We start from the raw sequence: 17,891 nt of genomic DNA on the forward strand, positions 1-17,891 counted from the left end.
TGCGTCTCAGACGCGACTCACGCGCGCGTCGCGAGCGCCGCGTCGGCTGCGAGCAGGACCTTCGCGGCGACCGCGACCCCTGCTTCACGACCGAGCTCGGTGTCCTCGTGCTCGATGTTGACCCACATGTCCGGGTCCACCTCGCGCAGGGCCTCGAGGAACGCCGACCAGTACGCCTCGTCGTGGCCTTTGCCGAGCGCGACGAAGTCCCACGCGGACGGCTTCGGCCACTCGTTCGCCCACTCGTCGCCACCGAGGTTCGTGCGCGGTTCGTCCGGCGACAGCCGACGGAACGAGTTGTCGAGCACCCCGTTGATCGCCGCGTGCGGGTTGATCCGGACGTCCTTCGCCGCGGCGTGGAAGACCAGGTCACCGAGGTCGCGGACGACCGCCACCGGGTCCATCTGCTGCCAGAACAGGTGACTCGCGTCGAGTTCGACGCCGGTGTTCGTCAGCCCACCACGTTCCACGAGCTCGCGGATCGTCGCCGGGTTGAACACCACGTTCTGCGGGTGCAGCTCGAGTGCGACCTTGACCCCGTGCTCCCGCGCCAGGGCGTCGATCTCCTGCCAGAACGGCACGGCGACGCTCCACTGGTACTCGATGACGTCGAGTGCGGCCGAGTTCCAGGCGTTCACGATCCAGTTCGGTCGGGTGCCGCCGGGTTCGCCCGCCGGCAGCCCGGACATCGTGACGACGCGGTCCTGGCCGAGGCGTGCGGCGAGGCGGATGCTGCGCCGGATGTCCTCGGCGTGGGCCTCGCCGATCGCAGGGTCCGGGTGCAGCGGGTTGCCGTTGCAGTTCAGGCCGGCGATGGACACCCCGGTGCCCTCGAACCGGGCGAGGAAGGCGTCACGGGCCGCGTCGTCGTCGAGGATCGCGTCGATGTCCGGCACGTGCACCGGGGGCAGGAACCCGCCGGTGTTCAGCTCGATGCCGGTCAGGCCGTTGCCCGCGATGGCCGTCAGGGCCTCGGCGAGCGATCGGTCGTGGAAGATCGCGTTGTACAGCCCGAGCTTCATGCGTGCGCTCCTTCGGTGGTGCGGACGGTCTCGGTCGGGCGGACGTCCAGCGATGCGCCGCCGGCTGCGGCGGACCGCGCCACCGCGTCGAGGATCTCCATGTTGTGCACACCGTCGTCGAACGTGGCGTTGGCCGCCAGCGGGTCCGCGACGCCGGCGACCTCGTCGAGGAACGCGCGTGCCTGGTACTCGAACATCTGGTTCTGCCCCCAGCCGACACCGGGCGCGTCCATCGCCATGCCGCCGGCGACGTAGGGGTGGTCCGGGCCGAGGACGACCTGGCGGTACCCACCGAGGCGGGAGCCGTCGGACTGCAGCGCGAGGCCGATCTCCGAGGCGCGCTCCTGGTCCCAGCGCGCTGCGCCGTTCTCGCAGAAGACCTCGATGACCAGACCGTTCGGGTGCGCCGTGGCGACCCGGGACACCTCGAGCGAGCCCACCACGGAGCCGTCGCCGAAGCGTGCGTTGCAGGTGGCGTAGTCGTCGTTCTCGACGTCGGCGAACTCACCCGTCAGCGGGACGGCCTGGCCGCGCAGGGCGAACCCGGCGGCGATCGGGCGCTTCGTGATGGCGGTCGCGAACACGCCGCCGTTGACGCTCTGCACCTCGCCGGCCAGGAACTCGGCCACGTACGCCAGGTGCGAGCCGACGTCGGCGAGGGCTCCGGTGCCGGGGGCACCCGCGAACCGCCACGAGAACGGCACGTCGGGCGACGAGCCGTAGTCGGTCCAGTAGCGGGCGGAGACGTGCAGGACGCGGCCGAGCGTGCCGTCCTCGACGAGCTGCTTGATCGCGGCGAGACCCGGGGCGCGGCGGTAGGTGAAGCCCACGCGGGCGACGAGCCCGCGCTGCGATGCCTCGGTGGCCGCGGTGGCCATCGCCCGCGCGTCCTCGAGCGAGTCCGACAGCGGCTTCTCGCACAGGACGTGCTTGCCGGCGGCCAGCAGCCCCTCGACGATCTCGCGGTGCAGCTTGTTCGCGACGACGACGCTCACGACGTCGATGTCGTCGGCCGCGGCGACGGATCGCCAGTCCGTGTCGTGGCGGGAGTAGCCGAAGCGCTGCGCAGCCTCGGCCGCGAGGGGCTCGTACACGTCGCCGATCGACACGAGCCGCACGGGCGGCAGCGTCGGGGCGAAGAGTGAGGGTGCGTTCCGCCACGCGGCCATGTGGGCCTTGCCCGCCATGCCCGCCCCGATGACGGCGACGCCGATGCTGTCGCTCATGGTTCTCTCCTTCGAGAAGTCCGGTACCGATTCTGGAACGTTCCAGAACATGTCGGTAGACTGTAGCCCGACCACCCCATGTCCTGTCAAGGAGCCGCGTGTCACGACCCCCGACGATCATCGACGTCGCGACCCGTGCCGGCGTCTCGAAGTCACTCGTCTCGATGGTGCTCCGCGACGACCCGGGCGTCTCCGACGCACGCCGCTCGGCCGTGCTCGCCGCAGCCGCCGAGCTCGGCTACCGCCCGAACCGCGCCGCCGCGATCCTCGCCGGCACCCGGACGCGCACCGTCGGGGTCATCGTCGACGACTTCCGCAATCCGTGGTTCGTCCCCCTGCTCGACGGCATCCGCGACGCGCTTGCACCACACGGCCTGCGACTCACCCTCGCGGACACCCGTGCGAACGCCCACCTCGGCTCCTCGCCGTTCGACGACCTCGTCTCACTGCGGGTCGACGGCGTCGTCCTCGCCGCCGAGGGCTTCCCCGACCTCGTCGTGCCGGCCGACACGCCCGTCGTCGTCGCCGGCGCCCGGGCCGACGTGCCCGGCGGGCTCGACGTCGTCGCCTCGGACGAGGCCGCCGGCGGCCGGTTGGCAGCGGATCACCTGATCGGACTCGGTCACCGCCGCATCGTCCACGTCACCGGTTCGGGAGGCCCGGCTGCGGTCCGCCGCGAGGGCACCGTCACGCGGATGGTCGCGTCCGGCATCGCGCCGCTGGTCTACGGCGACGGCCCGACGTCCGAGACGACCGGGTACGAGGGCACCAGCCGTGCACTGCGGGACCACCCGGACCTGACGGCGGTGTTCGCCGCGAACGACGTCATGGCGATGGGCGCGATCGCCGCTGTCCACGAAGCCGGACTCCGGGTCCCCGAGGACGTCTCGGTGGTCGGCAACGACGAGACCCCGCTCGCCGCCTCACCCCTGCTGCGCCTGACCACGGTCGACCCGCACAACGACGAGGTCGGGCGGCTTGCGGTCGCGCGGTTGATCGACCGCATCGGCTCGTCGGGGTCGGTGTCGCAGTCGGAGTTGGCGGAGCCGATCCGGACGCTCGTACCGCCGACGCTCGTCGTGCGGTCCACGACGGCGCCGCCGCGGGCCTGAGCGTCAGCGGCGCCCGTCGGCGAACGCCACCCATCTCCCCTCGGACACGACCTCGACCGTGCCGTCGACGACCGTGATGGCGGTCTGCTCGTCGATGGCGTAGGCCGGGCCGCCGACGTCGGCTGCCCACCGCTCGGCGTGCCCCAGGGTGTTCTCCGGGAACGCATCGAGGTGCGGGAAGACCGAGAAGTCGACGACCCCCAGGGCCCGGTCGTCCGGCGCGGACGACCACGCGACGAACGACGAGCCGATCCGAGGCGTCATCACCATGCTCCCGGCGCTCACCCCCACCCAGACCGTGTCGGGCAACGACGGCAGCACGTCTGCGAGCCCCGACTCCCGCACCCAGTGGGCGAGGTAGGTGGCGTCGCCGCCGTCGACCAGCAGCACGTCGGCCTGCCGCACCCAGGCCGTCCACCGTTCGACGCCGATCGTCGGCAGCGCGGTGAGCTCCAGGACGCCCACCGATGCCCAGCCCAGACCCGCCAGGTACTGCAAGTCGGGACCCCCTGCCAGCAGGCCCCGCACCGAGCCGGGCCCGCACATGGGGTGGCCCCACTGCGCGGTCGGGATCACCAGCGCGTGGCTGTCCTCGACCGGCCTGCCGAGCAGGTCCACGAGCGCGGCGCGGATGCTCGGGTTCGTGACGCCCCCGGACGTCAGCAGGAGCTTCCACGTCGCCTCCCGGCTCAGGTGCTGGCTGGTCCACCTCAGGATCCACCGCGACCGACCGCCGCGCAACACCTGCGTCAGACGCTGGCACCCTCGAGCCGGTCGACCGCGACCGCGAGTTCCTCGAGCTCGGGGACCTCGCGCGCTTCGGCGAGCGCCCCTCGAGCGCAGCGGCGTGGATCGGCGTGGCCGCATCCAGCAGCCGCTGTCCGGCGTGGGTGAGCTCCGTGTAGAGCCCGCGGCGGTCGTCGGCGCAGAGCACGCGGGTGAGGAGCGCACGCTCCTCGAGTCGGTTCACCAGCCGGGTCGTGGCACTCGGGCTGAGGGCCGCCGCGCGGGCGAGCTGCTGCATGCGCATGTGGAAGCCGTCCTGTCGGCGCAGCGCATCGAGCACGGTGTACTCGACCACGGACAGGTCGACGTCGCGCAGCGCACGCTCGAGTCGCGTCTCGATCAGGCCGTGCAGCGCCGCCAGGGTGCGCCAGCCGTGGGCACGGACGGCGGTGGAGGTGTCGTCGACGGACATCGGGCTCCTTCTGGTCGATTGCAGGGTCGGGGGCCGCGGTCGGCCGCGGGGTCGTTGCGGGCGCGTGCAGTTGCTTGCACTGATACCCCGCGTGTGCAACTATCGATAACGCGCGTCTGCAACAACCAGCGTACGCGGCACAGCGCCACCGCACAACGGAAGGAACCCCATGCCCGCGGGACTCATCGCCCTCGCACTCGGCGGATTCGGCATCGGACTGACCGAGTTCGTCATCACCGGCCTGCTGCCCGAGGTCGCCGCCGACTACGGCGTCACCGAGACCACGGCCGGCTGGCTCGTCACCGGTTACGCGCTCGCCGTCATCGTCGGGGCGCTCGGCCTGACCGCAGCCACCACCCGGCTTCCCCGCAAGCCCGTCCTGCTCGGGCTGCTCGTGCTGCTCGTGCTGTTCATCGTCGGCAACACGTTGTCCGCGATCGCACCGACCTACGAGGTGATGATGTCCGGACGCGTCATCGCGGCGCTCTGCCACGGAGCGTTCTTCGGCATCGGGTCCGTCGTCGCCGCGAACATGGTCGAGCGCTCGAAGCGCGCCTCGGCCGTCGCCCTGATGTTCACGGGCCTCACCGCGTCCAACGTGCTCGGAGTGCCGTTCGGCACGTTCCTCGGTCAGGCGCTCGGCTGGCGTTCGACCTTCTGGGCCATCGTCGCCATCGGCGTCGTCGCCCTGGTCGGCGTCCTCGTGCTCGTCCCCGCCGTCCGCCAGGCCGAGACACCGTCACTGGCCCGCGAGCTCGGCGCCTTCCGCTCCGGCCAGGTGTGGCTGTCACTCGGCATGACCGTGCTCGGCTACGGCGGGATGTTCGGTGCGTTCACCTACATCGCGTACACGCTGACCTCGGTGTCCGGGTTCCCGTCCTCGGCGGTGCCGTGGCTGCTCGTGGTGTTCGGCGTCGGGCTGTTCGTCGGGAACTTCGTCGGCGGCAAGCTCGCCGCACGCTCGATCGACCGGACCCTGCTCGTCGTGCTCGTCGCCCTCACCGTGGTGCTGGGACTGTTCGCCCTCGTCGCGACCTCGCCCGTGCTGACCGTCATCGCCCTCGTGCTCATGGGCGCCTTCGGGTTCGCGACCGTGCCGGCACTGCAGACGCGCGTGATGCAGTACGCAGACCACGCGCCGACCCTGGCGAGCGGGGCGAACATCGCCGCGTTCAACCTCGGCAACGCGCTGGGTGCCTGGATCGGTGGGCTCACCATCGCCGCCGGGCTCGGCTACACCTCGCCGATCTGGGCGGGAGCCGGGATCACCCTGGCCGCCGTGGCCCTGACGCTCGTCGCCATGGGTGCCGTGCGGCGCGGTCGCTCGCGCGGGGCCGGCGAGCTGACCTCGACAGGGAGCGTCGCGACGGCCTGACGAGACCACTCCGGAGACGACGAAACCCCGGTCCGATCGGACCGGGGTTTCGTGGAGTGCGGAGACGGAGGGATTTGAACCCTCGGTCCCCTAAAGGGGACTCCACCTTAGCAGGGTGGTGCACTCGGCCGGACTATGCGACGTCTCCAAGCACTCTCGCGAGCGCTCCGACCACCATACAGGAGGACCGAGCCACTCTCGACCCGACCGCACCCCGCGCGTGGCACGGTCGCAGAACGCGGGTCCCCCGAAGTGGGGACACCTCGGGGTTGTCTCGACGTACCCCGGTCAATAGCATCGTCGAGACGCGGCGATCACATTCCGGGGCTCGTCCCCGTAGTCGCGACACAGCACCGACGTCGCTCTCCGAGTCGGGCCCGGCGCGCCCGGTTGCCTGGCGCCCGCTCGGGGAGCGGCTTCCGGGGCGCGGTCCACCACCGCGCCCCCGTTTCCGCGTCCGGGCGACGCCGACCAGTACGCGAAAGCGACGGTGTCCCGGCACGGCCCGCGGTCTGTGCCGTCAGCGCGACAGTGTGCCGCGGATGTTCGGCGGCAGACTGTCGCTTTCGCGAGACGCGAGACGCGAGGACGCGGGGCGAAGGGCCGTGCACGCCCGGGGTCAGTACCCGAAGGCCTTGGAGCAGGTCTGCTGGTCGGCGGACTGGCCCTCGAGCCCGTCGATGGTCTCCGGCGTCGCCGATGCAGTCGGAGCAGCAGCGGGCGCAGTCGGAGCAACTGCGGCAGGCGACGACGGCGCGGCAGTCGCGGGTGCGGATAGCAGAGCCGACGGCGCTGCAGCGGCCGGCGACGACGGTGCTGCCGACGGCGCCCCGTTCGTCTCGGACCCGATGCCCGTGCTGTCCTCCCCAGGGAGAACGACTGGTCCGCCTTGATCTTCGCGAACAGCTGGTCGGCGAGGTACGTCGTCGGCTGGACCTTGCCCTCGTAGACCCCGGTGCCGCCGGTCGTGCCCGGGTACTGCACGAAGTTCACCTGCGACAGCGGGAGGTCCTGCAACGCCCGACCCATCTGCACCATCGTCCCGATGTCGTTCAGGCTCTCGGACAGCTGCATGTTCGACGCCGCGGCGCGGGCCAGCTTGTACAGGGTGGTCGGCGAGGTGAGGGTGTCGTTCGACTTCACGGTCCGGAGCAGCGACGACAGGAACACCTGCTGGCTCGAGATCCGGCCGAGGTCGGAACCGTCACCGACGCCGTGCCGGGTCCGGAGGAACGCGAGGGCTTCGTCGCCCTGCAGGGTCGAGGTGCCGGCGGGCAGGTCGAGCCCGGTGTACGGGTCCTGGATCGGCTGCGCCACGCAGACCGGCACGCCACCGATCGCGTTCGACATCTCGATGACGCCGTTGAACGAGACCGCGGCCGAGTACTGGATGTCCAGGCCGGTGAGCCCCTGCACGGTCTGGGTCACGCAGTTCAGCCCGCCGTCGCTGAACGAGGTGTTGATCGGCTGCGCGGCCATGGCCGGTGCGGTGCCGGAGCCGTCGGTCTTCCTGCACGCGGGGATCGGGGTGACGAGGTCGCGGGGGATGCTCACCGCGGTCGCGTTGGTGTGGTCGGCCGAGACGTGGAGCAGGATGTTGACGTCGTTGAGGGTGGCGTCGCGCTCCCCGAACTCCGCGGACTGGTCCGGGTCGTTGTCCGTCCCGACGACGAGCATGTTGAAGCCGCCCGCGTACGCGCTGAGTGACGGGGCCTTCGTGCCGTTCGACTGCGGCGCCGCCTGGCCCTCGATCTGCACACCGTCGCCGAGGTCGTCCGTCACCTGCTTCGCGGCGATGGCTGCCACCGAAGCGGTGCTGACGAGCGCGACCGCGGCCACGCTCGCGACCAGCGCAGCGACGGTCCGGAAGGGTGCGGACCGACGGAGACGTCCGTGCCGTGCGATCCCGTCGGCCCGGTTGAGACGGTGGGAGCGATCGCGGACGTCGTTCACGGGCTCTCCTGTCGTCGGTGGACGCGCCGGGGACGGCAGCCGGTCAAGGCTGCCACGGAGACGCCTGGCGATCCAGTGCGAACGACGTCGGAGCGGACGCACTGATCCACCGTCGACCCCCGGATCCGCGGGGCTCGATGCCGACCTGTGCGAACGCGCAGCCGAGGGGACTCAGGATGCCACGGCCACCCGGAACCGATCCGGCAGGGCGATGAGCGCCGTGGCGAGCTCGAGCAACGCTGCCGCGCAGTCGTCGGCCGCGTCGCGCTCCGCTGCCCGCGCGGCCTGGTCGACGAGTTCGAGCCGTCGCGCCCGGTCGACCACGGCGTCGATCCCGTTGGCCAGGGCGACGTCGTCGGTGAAGAACATGTCGAGCACGGTGCGCTGCGACAGCATCCAGTCGGCGCTGACCGAGGCGCCGCTTCGGCGGAGGAACCACGCGACGAGCTCGACGAAGGCCCCGGCTTCGGTCCAGCACTCGCGGAGCCAGGCCGGGTCGAAGCGGTCGTCGTGGCCCGTGCCGCTCACCGGCGGGTCGACCACCAGGGCCCGGGCGATGCGCACGCGCTCGGTCATCTGCCCGACGGTCCACCGCGTGATCACCACGCCGACGTACCGCTGCACGGTGACGAGCTGGTGCGACTCGAGCGAGACGAGGGCTTCGCGCACCGGCGTGCGGGAGACCCGCATGTCCTCGGCGATGGTGTCGAGGCGCAGGCGCTGCCCGCGGCGGTACTCGCCGCGCAGCACGTTCTCGAGCAAGCGGAGGAAGACCGCGTCGCGCAGCAGACTGCGCCGGAGGCCGTGGGGATCGCGGTCGCCCCGGCCGACGCGCATCGGTGACTGCTCCATCGCGCCAGCTTCACGCACGGTGGTCGCCCTGGGCGACCGCACCGGCACCGTCGTGGATCGTCGTAGTGGGTGTCGCGCTGTGGAGGAGTGCCATGCCAGCACGGTGACACCCCGACGGCGGCCGTGCTAAACACTCTGAATACAGAATGTTGCATGACCGCCTTCGGCGGTCAGCGCCGCTGTTGCTCCGCGTCCCCGGTCAGGACGGACAGGGGTTGCGTGACGTCCTCGAGCCCCTTCCGCGCCGCATCGACCCCGAAGACCAGGGCTATCACCCCACCGCCGATCATCACCGCTGAGCCGAGCAAGTACCCCCAGAAGAGCGGTTCACGCGACGACCCGTCCCCGATGAAGGCACCGTAGATCAGCGGCGCGACCGCACCGAAGATCTGCGCGAGGGCGAAGAAGTACGAGATGGCCTGCGACCGCAGCTCAAGGGGGAAGATCTCGCTGACCGTCAGGTACGCACTCGAGGCACCGGCGGAGGCGAAGAAGAACGACACGCACCAGAAGGCCACCTGCACCGTCGCCGAGATCGCGTCGGCACGGAACAGGAACGCCGAGGTGGCCAGGACGAGCCCGGACACCAGGTACGTCAGGAAGATCATCTGCCGGCGGCCCCACGTGTCGAAGAACCGACCGAGGATGATCGGTCCGAGCAGGTTGCCGATCGCGAACGGGAAGAAGTAGATCGACGTCTGCGCGGTCTTCAGGCCGAAGAAGTTCGTCAGGACGAGCGCGTAGGTGAAGAAGATCGCGTTGTAGAGGAACGCCTGCGTGATCATCATCGATGCCCCGACCAGGGTGCGCGTCGGGTACTGCTTGAGCAGCACGCGCGCGATGGTCAGGAACCCGACACGGTCGGTCGGCGTGACGGTCATGGCCTTCGACTCGTCGACGTCCGGCAGCCGCTTGCCGGTGGACTTCTCGACCGCCTCCTCGATCTGGGTGACGGTCGCTTCGGCCTCTTCCTCGCGCCCGTGGGTCATGAGCCAGCGTGGGCTCTCGGGGATGTGCCGCCGCAGGAAGATGATCGCGATGCCGAGCACCGGGCCGAGGAAGAAGCCGATGCGCCAGCCGATGCTCTCCGAGAAGTTGGCCGTGTCGAGCAGGTAGATGTTCGCGAAGGCACCGAGCGCGGCGCCGCCCCAGTAGGTGCCGTTGATCGCGATGTCGACGTGGCCGCGGTACTTCGCCGGGATCAATTCGTCGATCGCGGAGTTGATCGCCGCGTACTCGCCGCCGATGCCGAGGCCCGCGACGAACCGGAACGCGGCGAGGAACCAGAAGTCCTGGGCGAGACCGGCGACGCCCGATCCGATCAGGTAGATGGCGAGCGTCAGGATGAAGAGCTTGCGCCGCCCGAGCCGGTCGGACATGCGCCCGAACACCAGCGCGCCGACCACCTGGCCGACCAGGTAGATCGTGCCGAGGGAGGTCACCTGTTGCGTCGACAGGTTCAGGTCGGCCTGGAAGCCCGCGTTGGAGACGATCTGGATCTCCAGCCCGTCCAGGATCCAGGAGACCCCGAGTCCGACGACGACACTCCAGTGGAACCGTGTCCACGGCAGTCTGTCCATCCTGGCGGGGACCAGGCTCTTGATCGCCCCGTTCGTGCTGCTCACGAGAGGGGAACGTACGCCGAGATCGGCGAGGTGGTTCACATTCGGTACGACGGGGCCGGCTCGGAGCCGGATCCCCCTATCGAATCCGGCTCCGATGCCGGAGTCTCAATCATTGCGGTTGCTATGGAAACCCACAAGCGGACGGGAGGCGCGGTGCCAGCTGGCACCGCGCCTCCCGTCCGCAACGGCGTAACGTCCAGAACGTGACCCGACCCGACATCCGCACGGTCGGCGAGCTCCGCACTTCTGGCCACGTCCAGAAGACGGTCCGCGCCGAGATCCGCGACAACCTGCTCACCGCGCTGCGCGCGGGAGACGACCCCTGGCCCGGCCTGCACGGGTTCGAGACGACCGTGATCCCGCAACTCGAACGAGCCCTGATCGCCGGACACGACGTCGTCCTGCTCGGCGAGCGCGGCCAGGGCAAGACCCGCCTGCTCCGCACCCTGCAGGGCCTGCTCGACGAGTGGACCCCGGTGATCACCGGCTCCGAACTCGGCGAGCACCCCTACGAGCCCATCACCACCGCCAGTGCCCGCCGAGCCGAAGACCTCGGTGACGCCCTGCCGATCTCGTGGCGGCACCGCGACGACCGCTACGTCGAGAAGCTCGCGACGCCGGACACGAGCGTCGCCGACCTGATCGGCGACGTCGACCCGATGAAGGTCGCCGAAGGGCGCAGCCTGGGCGACCCGGAGACGATCCACTTCGGACTCGTCCCCCGGGGCCACCGCGGCATCGTCGCGATCAACGAGCTGCCCGACCTGGCCGAACGCATCCAGGTCGCGATGCTCAACGTGATGGAGGAACGCGACGTCCAGATCCGTGGCTACGTGCTCCGGCTCCCCCTCGACGTGCTCGTGGTGGCCAGCGCGAACCCGGAGGACTACACGAACCGCGGCCGGATCATCACGCCACTGAAGGACCGCTTCGGCGCGGAGATCCGGACCCACTACCCGATCGAGCTCGAGGACGAGATCGCCGTCATCCGGCAGGAGGCGCAGCTCACCGCCGAGGTGCCGGACGCGATCGTCGAGATCCTCGCCCGCTTCACCCGTGCCCTGCGCGGGTCGAGCGCGGTCGACCAGCGCAGCGGTGTCAGCGCCCGGTTCGCGATCGCCGGCGCCGAGACGGTGGCCGCGGCGGCCGTGCACCGTGCGGCACGCCAGGGTGAGCCGGACGCCGTCGCGCGACCGATCGACCTCGAGACCGCGGTCGACGTACTCGGCGGAAAGATCGAGTTCGAGAACGGCGAGGAGGACCGGGCGGACGAGGTCCTCGAACACCTGCTGCGGACCGCCACGGCCGAGACGGTGCGTGCCCGGTTCCGCGGGCTCGACTTCGGGGTGCTCGTCGAGGCCCTCGACGGCGGGACGATGGTGACGACGGGCGAACAGGTCGGCGCACGGGCGTTCCTCGAGGGGCTGCCGTCGATCGGTGAGTCGGACCTGTACGACCAGGTCTGCGAGCGTCTCGGCGCCACGAACGACGGCGAGCGCGCGGGTGCGATCGAACTCGCACTCGAGGGGCTCTTCCTCGCTCGCCGCATCAGCAAGGAGTCCGGCGGGGGCGAAGCGGTCTATGGCTAGGCAGAACCGACGACTGACGCGGGACACCCGGTACGGGGCCGCAGCGCTGTACGGGAAGTACCACGACGGTCCGGATCCGCTCGCGCCACCCGCCGACCTCGCCGAAGCGCTCGACGCCATCGGGCAGGACGTGATGGCCGGCACCTCACCGGAACGCGCCATGCGGGAGTTCCTGCGCCGAGGCGGCCGGACGCAGCGCGGACTCGACGACCTCGCGCGCAAGGTCGCGGAACGGCGGCGGGAACTCACCGCGAAGAACAACCTCGACGGCACCCTGCAGCAGGTCCGCGAACTGCTCGACCAGGCGCTCCGTGCCGAACGCGGCGAACTCGCCCGCAACGTCGACCTCGACGACGGCGACCGCGCCCTGGCCGAGATGCAGCTCGACAGCCTGTCCCCGTCGCCGGCCGCCGCGGTGCAGGAGCTCGGGGGTACGACTGGACGAGCCGCGAGGCGCGGCAGAAGTACGACGAGATCAAGGACCTGCTCGGCCGCGAGGTGCTCGACCAGCGCTTCGCCGGCATGAAGCAGGCGCTCGAGGGCGCCACGGACGAGGACCGGGCCGCGGTCAGCGCGATGATGCAGGACCTCAACCAGCTGCTCGAGGACCACCGCGCCGGCACCGATTCGCAGGAGCAGTTCGACGCGTTCATGGCCGAGCACGGCGAGTACTTCCCGTCGAACCCCGCGAACGTCGACGAGCTGCTCGACGACCTCGCGGCACGGGCCGCCGCCGCCCAGCGGATGCGGAACTCGATGACCGAGGAGCAGCGCGACGAACTCGACGCCCTCGCCCAGCAGGCCTTCGGCTCCCCCGACCTGATGGGGCAGCTCTCCCAGCTCGACGGCAACCTGCGGTCCCTGCGGCCCGGTGAGGACTGGGGCGGATCCGAGCGCATGGAGGGCGACCAGGGGCTCGGACTCGGCGACGGCACCGGGGTCTTCCAGGACATCGCCGACCTCGACGCCCTCGCCGACCAACTCGCCCAGTCCGGACCGGGCTCCGAGCTCGACGACCTGGACCTCGACGCCCTGACCCGGCAGCTCGGCGCCGAGGCCGCCGTGGACGCCCGGACCCTGCAGCAGCTCGAGAAGGCGCTGCGGAGCTCCGGGGCGATGCGCCGTGGAGCCGACGGGCAGCTCCGGCTCACCCCGAAGGCCATGCGGCAGCTCGGCAAGAGCCTGCTCCGTGACGTCGCCGAGCGGATGTCCGGCCGACAGGGTGCCCGCGACGTCCGGCAGTCCGGCGCGGCCGGCGAGCCCTCGGGCGCGACCCGGCAGTGGGCGTACGGCGACACCGAGCCGTGGGACGTCACCCGGTCGATCACGAACGCGCTGACCCGGACCGCGGCCGACGGACGGGTCGGCCCGGGCGTCCGCCTGACCATCGACGACGTCGAGGTGCAGGAGACCGAGTCCCGCACTCAGGCCTGCGTGGCGCTGCTCGTCGACACCTCGTTCTCGATGGCGATGGAGGACCGCTGGGTGCCGATGAAGCGCACGGCCCTGGCGCTGCACACGCTCGTCTCGACGCGGTTCCGCGGCGACGACCTGCAACTGATCGCGTTCGGCCGCGAGGCCGAGGTCGTCGACATCGAGCAGCTCGTGGGTCTCGACGCCATGTGGGACAAGGGCACGAACCTGCACCACGCACTGCTCCTCGCCAACCGGCACTTCCGGAAGCACCCGACCGCGCAACCCGTGCTGCTCATCGTCACCGACGGGGAACCGACGTCACACCTCGAGCCGAACGGCCAGGTGTGGTTCGACTACCCGCCGGACCCGGTGACGATCGCCCTGACCGTTCGGGAGCTCGAGAACGCCCGTCGTCTCGGCGCCCAGACGACGTTCTTCCGCCTCGGCGACGACCCGGGGCTGGCACGGTTCATCGACGCGATGGCGAAGCGGGTGGACGGCTCGGTCGTCGCTCCGGAGAACGACGACCTCGGCGTCGCCGTCGTGGGGTCGTACCTGGGGTCGCGCCGCGGCGGGCCGTCGTTGTTCGACTAGCCGCCGAGTCGATCCCGACAGGGACTGTTGCGCGGGGCTCCGCAGTCGTATGCTGAGCGCCACCACAGTTGCCCCAGACCCCGGCCGCCGTGATCGTTCTTCCTGCGCCGACGTCGTCGGTGCGCCGGAAGCGGTCGGCCGAGTGCACCTGATCCGTTCTCGACCGGTCGACTCCCGCGAGGTCCCGGAGTGCAACGGCGCACGCCACCTCACGGGTTTCCGCGTCCACGGATCACGGACGCGGACCGGTCGGCGGGGTCCGGACCCGACGGGCCCCACCGACCCGGAATCGCCGGGCAGGGGACGTCTCGCGTCAGAACAACGGCCAGGGCACCGCGGGGCCGTGCCCCGGCGGTGGCGGGAAGATGCCGACGGCCCGGAGTGCTGCACACCGCGCGCGCACCGTGTCGACCTCTTCCGGCGTCAGGTGGTCGGCGAGTTCGTCGCCCAGGGCACCGCGGAGCGCTTCCGAGACCCGGTCGAGCCCCTCGAGTTCGTCCGGCCCGAGCGGCTCACCGATCCACCCCCACAGCACCGTGCGGAGCTTGTGCTCGACGTGGAAGGCCAGCCCGTGGTCGACACCGAACCGGTGTCCGTCGGGCATCGCCAGCACGTGGCCGCCCTTGCGGTCGGCGTTGTTCACGACGACGTCGAAGACGGCCATGCGGCGCAACGCCTCGGAGTCCTCGTGCACGAGCGTCACCGGCTGGTCGTGCTCGTCGATCGCCTCGAGCACGGGCAGCCACGGTGAACCGTCCGCCTCGGCGGTCTCGGGGGTGACCAGGTCGACGGCGTCCTGGTCCGGGTCGACGGTCTGCCAGCGCTGCACCATGCCGGGGCCGAACGGGCCGTCACCGAGCCATGTAGGAGGCACGATGCCCCAGCCGAACGCCTCGGACACCAGGTGCGCCGCGACCTCTCGGCCGGCGAGCGTGCCGTCGGGGAAGTCCCAGAGCGGGCGCTCCCCTCGATCGGCTTGTAGACGACCGCCTCACCGTCCAGCTCGGCCAGGAACGTCGCGTTCGAGGCCTCGCGGATCCGCGCCGTGATGCTCAGTGAGCCGTCGCTCATGCGTCGCCGGGCGGACGGCCAGCGGCGACGATCTCGCGGGTGCGCTCGACGAACGCGCGCGCGGTACCGACCGGGATCTTGACCTGGAACAGCTCGTCGGGTTCGGGGATCTCGACGACCGCCTCGATCTCGAGGCCGTCCTCGCTCTCCTCGGACACGATCTCGACGTCGTCGTCGATCGGGTACGCCTCGATGACCACCTGCGCCGTCGACGGGTCGAAGCCCAGGCTCAGGGCACCGGCTCGGAACTCGGGCTCCACCGGCTGGTCGAGCGGTTCCGGGTCGCGGAGCTCCGCGGGGGCGGTGTCCGGCACGCTGAAGCGGTTCGCCTCGACCGTGGCGACCTCGTCCAGCAGCTCGTCGATCTTCTCGGCGAGCACAGCGGTCTGTTCCTTCTCGAGGGTGACGCTGGTGACACGCTTGCCGGAGCGAGCCTGCAGGTAGAAGGTGCGCTCGCCCGGACGGCCGATGGTGCCGACGACGAGGCGGTCCGGCCAGTCGAAGCCGTGGACGATGGAGGGCATACCCGCATTGTAGGAGTGCGGGCCTGCGCCCGTTCAGGGTCTGGCAGGGCCTGTCTCGGACGGAGCCTCCGGATGTCCGGCCCCACCACCGACCGTCGCGTCCCCGCTGGGCGCCGGAGCGGCCGCGAGCCACGAGAGGTCGCCGGACTCGGTGTTCGTCGCGACCACCTCGGGCCGGTGCTCGCCGTACCGCACGACCGACACCGACGCCGGTCCGACGCCGATGCGCTGGAACAGGTCGAGGTGCATGCCGAACGCGTCGGCCAGGACGGACTTGATGATGTCGCCGTGGCTCACCGCGACCCACACCGCTCCGGGCCCGTGCTCCGCCTCGACCTCGGCGTCGATGCGACGGACGGCCGACACCGCCCGGGACTGCATGGTCTGCATGGACTCGCCACCGGGGAACACCACGGCGCTCGGGTTCGCCTGCACCGTCCGCCACAGCGGCTCCTTCGTCAGGTCGGCGAGCTTCCGCCCCTGCCACTCGCCGTAGTCGGCCTCGGTGATCGCCCGCTCGATGGCCGACGCGGGGTCGCCCGACTGTCGCTCCAGGATCGCCCGGGCCGTCTGCCGGCACCGCTCGAGCGGACTCGACACGACGGCCACGACCGGCACGGGGGCGATGCGCTCCGCGGTGCGGTCGGCCTGCTTCCGGCCGACGGCGTCGAGTCGCACGCCGGCGGTGCGTCCGGCGAGCACGCCCGTGGCGTTCGCGGTGGTGCGTCCGTGTCGGACGAGGAGGACGGTCGCCATGTGCCCGATCCTACGATCACGGCCAGGTGGTCGAGCGCAACGGCGGTCAGCGACCCACGATGGTGTCGGCGTGCTCGAGGATCCAGTCCATCAGCGGGACGAGTCGCGCAGCCAGTTCGGCGCCGCTCTCGGAGAGCGAGTAGTCCACCCGGGGCGGGATCGTGGGCTGGGCGACCCTGGTCACGATCCCGTCGTGCTCCAGGGTCCGCAGGGTCGAGGCGAGCATCTTCTCGCTGATCCCCTCGATGGTGCGTCGCAGTTCGCTCCAGCGCATGCTGCCCGGCTCGAGCGCGAGGAGCACGAGGACGCCCCACCGGCTCGTGACGTGTGTGAGCACGACTCGCGACGGACACGCCGCGGGGAAGCGTGCGGAAGCATCCTCGTCGCGTGCGGGTGGTGCAGGCGGTTCCACGATTCCGACGTCCATGTGAGCAGCTTACAAAAAGGTGCGTACCTGTGCTCGAGAGAGTTTCCTGCGATGCTGCGACCACCCGATGACGTCACACGAACAGGAGAACACCATGACTAACGACCTGATCGCACGCGCACGCTCCAGCCGTGTCGCCCGTGGCGCGGCCGTCGCCGCCGGAGCCGCCCTCATCACCGGACTCGCCGTCTCCACGCCGGCGGTCGCTGCCCCCGCAGCCCGGCAGCAGTCGAGCGCGACGGCCGCCGCGGATCGACGGGACACCGTCACCGAACACCGCAACGCCAGCAGCGTCCGGCGGCTCATCACCCAGACCTTCGCTGATCCCGGCAGCAGGTCCTCCCGGCAGCTCGCGGCTCGACTCGTCTCCCCGAGCGCGATCGCGCACGGAGCGGGAACCGCCGCCGGGCCGGACGGCCTCCTCGCACAGTTCTCGGCCGACCGCGCCCGTGTTCCCGGTGCACGAGCAGTCGTCAAGCACTCCGCAGCCGACGGCGACCTGGTCGCCGTGCACTGGCAGATCGCACCGGACCCGTGCGACGAACGCCGCGGTGACGCCGCCGTCGACCTGTTCCGCCTCCAGCACGGCCGGGTCGTCGAGCACTGGTCGCTCGAGCAGCCCATCCCGACGGGCACACCGGCCAGCGGGAACACGAACACCATGTTCAGCGACCTGTACCGGCCGGCACGTCCGACCGCCGCGCCGTCGGAACGTCAGGAAGAACGCAACCGCGTCTTCGCGGTCTCGGCGTACGACACGCTGTTCCGGGACCACGACGCGTCGATCCTCGACCGCGCCTTCGACCCCGCGTACCTGCAGCACAACTCGGTTGCTCCGAACGGGACGGCGGCCCTGAAGCAACTGTTCGGGAGCGGTGCGCCGTTCCCGGCACAGCAGTCCGTCATCTCGCTCTCCGACGGCGACGTCGTCTGGACCTTCTCCCGGGCGGTCGGAGCGAAGCCCGGCGACCCGCTGCTCGCTGCTGACCTGTTCCGCGTCGACGGTGGCCTCATCCGCGAGCACTGGGACGTCGTCCCCACGAGCTAGCGCGATCAGCTCGACCGCTGCTCGCGCCGTGGGCACGCTCCGCCGCCGAGCGCGCGCCGGACGACCGAACCCTTGACGGGCCGTCGGCGGACCGATCAGATGG

The 17,891-nt window shown here is 71.0% G+C and carries 13 protein-coding genes, 1 tRNA gene and 3 pseudogenes; 5 read left to right on the plus strand and 12 right to left on the minus strand.

The window, feature by feature from the left end:
- Positions 1 to 17 precede the first annotated feature (17 nt).
- The gene (locus JN350_RS17430) at positions 18 to 1,022 is read right to left on the minus strand and encodes a sugar phosphate isomerase/epimerase family protein (RefSeq protein WP_205462984.1); all 1,005 of its coding nucleotides are present in this window, start codon (positions 1,020 to 1,022) and stop codon (positions 18 to 20) included.
- Positions 1,019 to 2,248 (minus strand): Gfo/Idh/MocA family protein, encoded by a 1,230-nt coding sequence (locus tag JN350_RS17435; protein WP_205462985.1) that lies wholly within the window; start codon positions 2,246 to 2,248, stop codon positions 1,019 to 1,021. Before JN350_RS17435 ends, JN350_RS17430 begins: the two co-directional genes overlap by 4 nt.
- A 98-nt stretch (positions 2,249 to 2,346) precedes the next feature.
- Between JN350_RS17435 and JN350_RS17440 the strand changes: the two genes are divergently transcribed.
- A complete protein-coding gene (locus JN350_RS17440) occupies positions 2,347 to 3,360 on the plus strand; it encodes a LacI family DNA-binding transcriptional regulator (RefSeq protein ID WP_205462986.1) in 1,014 nt (337 codons plus the stop codon).
- A gap of 3 nt (positions 3,361 to 3,363) precedes the next feature.
- Here the strand turns inward: JN350_RS17440 and JN350_RS17445 are convergent, their stop codons facing one another.
- Positions 3,364 to 4,053 (minus strand): Type 1 glutamine amidotransferase-like domain-containing protein, encoded by a 690-nt coding sequence (locus JN350_RS17445; RefSeq protein WP_205464504.1) that lies wholly within the window; start codon positions 4,051 to 4,053, stop codon positions 3,364 to 3,366.
- Positions 4,054 to 4,109: 56 nt separating this feature from the next.
- Positions 4,110 to 4,558 (minus strand): annotated as a pseudogene (locus JN350_RS17450) (MarR family winged helix-turn-helix transcriptional regulator).
- A gap of 169 nt (positions 4,559 to 4,727) precedes the next feature.
- Between JN350_RS17450 and JN350_RS17455 the strand changes: the two are divergent.
- On the plus strand, positions 4,728 to 5,933 hold the full coding sequence (locus JN350_RS17455) for an MFS transporter (RefSeq protein WP_205462987.1): 1,206 nt from the start codon (positions 4,728 to 4,730) through the stop codon (positions 5,931 to 5,933).
- 59 nt (positions 5,934 to 5,992) lie between these two features.
- Here the strand turns inward: JN350_RS17455 and JN350_RS17460 are convergent.
- The 4 genes from JN350_RS17460 to JN350_RS17475 all read right to left on the minus strand — a co-directional run bounded on the left by JN350_RS17460 (position 5,993) and on the right by JN350_RS17475 (position 10,363).
- Positions 5,993 to 6,081, minus strand: a tRNA-Ser gene (locus JN350_RS17460).
- Positions 6,082 to 6,221: 140 nt separating this feature from the next.
- Positions 6,222 to 7,886, minus strand: a complete 1,665-nt coding sequence (locus tag JN350_RS17465; protein WP_205462988.1) for an LCP family protein — start codon at positions 7,884 to 7,886, stop codon at positions 6,222 to 6,224.
- Positions 7,887 to 8,057: 171 nt separating this feature from the next.
- Positions 8,058 to 8,738 (minus strand): GntR family transcriptional regulator, encoded by a 681-nt coding sequence (locus JN350_RS17470; RefSeq protein ID WP_205462989.1) that lies wholly within the window; start codon positions 8,736 to 8,738, stop codon positions 8,058 to 8,060.
- 170 nt (positions 8,739 to 8,908) lie between these two features.
- Positions 8,909 to 10,363: an MFS transporter gene (locus JN350_RS17475; protein ID WP_311316827.1), complete on the minus strand. Its 1,455-nt coding sequence runs from the start codon at positions 10,361 to 10,363 to the stop codon at positions 8,909 to 8,911.
- 203 nt (positions 10,364 to 10,566) lie between these two features.
- Between JN350_RS17475 and JN350_RS17480 the strand changes: the two genes are divergently transcribed.
- Complete coding sequence (locus tag JN350_RS17480; RefSeq protein ID WP_205462990.1) at positions 10,567 to 11,952, plus strand: MoxR family ATPase; 1,386 nt, start codon at positions 10,567 to 10,569, stop codon at positions 11,950 to 11,952.
- Positions 11,945 to 13,962 (plus strand): annotated as a pseudogene (locus JN350_RS17485) (vWA domain-containing protein). The gene JN350_RS17480 and the pseudogene JN350_RS17485 overlap by 8 nt, the downstream one beginning before the upstream one ends.
- Positions 13,963 to 14,275: 313 nt before the next feature.
- Here the strand turns inward: JN350_RS17485 and JN350_RS17490 are convergent.
- From JN350_RS17490 to JN350_RS17505, 4 genes and pseudogenes are all read right to left on the minus strand, one after another.
- Positions 14,276 to 15,033, minus strand: a pseudogene (locus JN350_RS17490) (SCO1664 family protein).
- Positions 15,030 to 15,557, minus strand: coding sequence for a DUF3090 domain-containing protein (locus JN350_RS17495; RefSeq protein ID WP_111084657.1), 528 nt, complete (start codon positions 15,555 to 15,557; stop codon positions 15,030 to 15,032). The pseudogene JN350_RS17490 and the gene JN350_RS17495 overlap by 4 nt, the downstream one beginning before the upstream one ends.
- 33 nt (positions 15,558 to 15,590) lie before the next feature.
- Complete coding sequence (locus JN350_RS17500; protein ID WP_205462991.1) at positions 15,591 to 16,313, minus strand: MSMEG_4193 family putative phosphomutase; 723 nt, start codon at positions 16,311 to 16,313, stop codon at positions 15,591 to 15,593.
- A 46-nt stretch (positions 16,314 to 16,359) separates the two neighbouring features.
- Positions 16,360 to 16,740 carry a winged helix-turn-helix transcriptional regulator gene (locus JN350_RS17505; RefSeq protein ID WP_205462992.1) on the minus strand — a complete coding sequence of 127 codons (381 nt, stop codon included), beginning with the start codon at positions 16,738 to 16,740 and terminating at the stop codon, positions 16,360 to 16,362.
- A gap of 94 nt (positions 16,741 to 16,834) precedes the next feature.
- Between JN350_RS17505 and JN350_RS17510 the strand changes: the two genes are divergently transcribed.
- Entirely contained in the window at positions 16,835 to 17,788 is a 954-nt protein-coding gene (locus JN350_RS17510) for a nuclear transport factor 2 family protein (RefSeq protein ID WP_205462993.1), read from the plus strand.
- Positions 17,789 to 17,891 lie beyond the last annotated feature (103 nt).

The sequence above is a fragment of the Curtobacterium sp. 24E2 genome (assembly GCF_016925595.1).
Classification (GTDB): Bacteria; Actinomycetota; Actinomycetes; order Actinomycetales; family Microbacteriaceae; genus Curtobacterium.

Excerpts from the sequence above, each read along its gene's own strand:
- JN350_RS17430 (WP_205462984.1), bottom strand. The coding sequence starts at position 1,022 with ATGAAGCTCGGGCTGTACAACGCGATCTTCCACGACCGATCGCTCGCC.
- JN350_RS17435 (WP_205462985.1), bottom strand. The coding sequence starts at position 2,248 with ATGAGCGACAGCATCGGCGTCGCCGTCATCGGGGCGGGCATGGCGGGC.
- JN350_RS17455 (WP_205462987.1), top strand. The coding sequence starts at position 4,728 with ATGCCCGCGGGACTCATCGCCCTCGCACTCGGCGGATTCGGCATCGGA.
- JN350_RS17470 (WP_205462989.1), bottom strand. The coding sequence starts at position 8,738 with ATGGAGCAGTCACCGATGCGCGTCGGCCGGGGCGACCGCGATCCCCAC.
- JN350_RS17495 (WP_111084657.1), bottom strand. The coding sequence starts at position 15,557 with ATGCCCTCCATCGTCCACGGCTTCGACTGGCCGGACCGCCTCGTCGTC.
- JN350_RS17500 (WP_205462991.1), bottom strand. The coding sequence starts at position 16,313 with ATGGCGACCGTCCTCCTCGTCCGACACGGACGCACCACCGCGAACGCC.
- JN350_RS17505 (WP_205462992.1), bottom strand. The coding sequence starts at position 16,740 with ATGGACGTCGGAATCGTGGAACCGCCTGCACCACCCGCACGCGACGAG.
- JN350_RS17510 (WP_205462993.1), top strand. The coding sequence starts at position 16,835 with ATGACTAACGACCTGATCGCACGCGCACGCTCCAGCCGTGTCGCCCGT.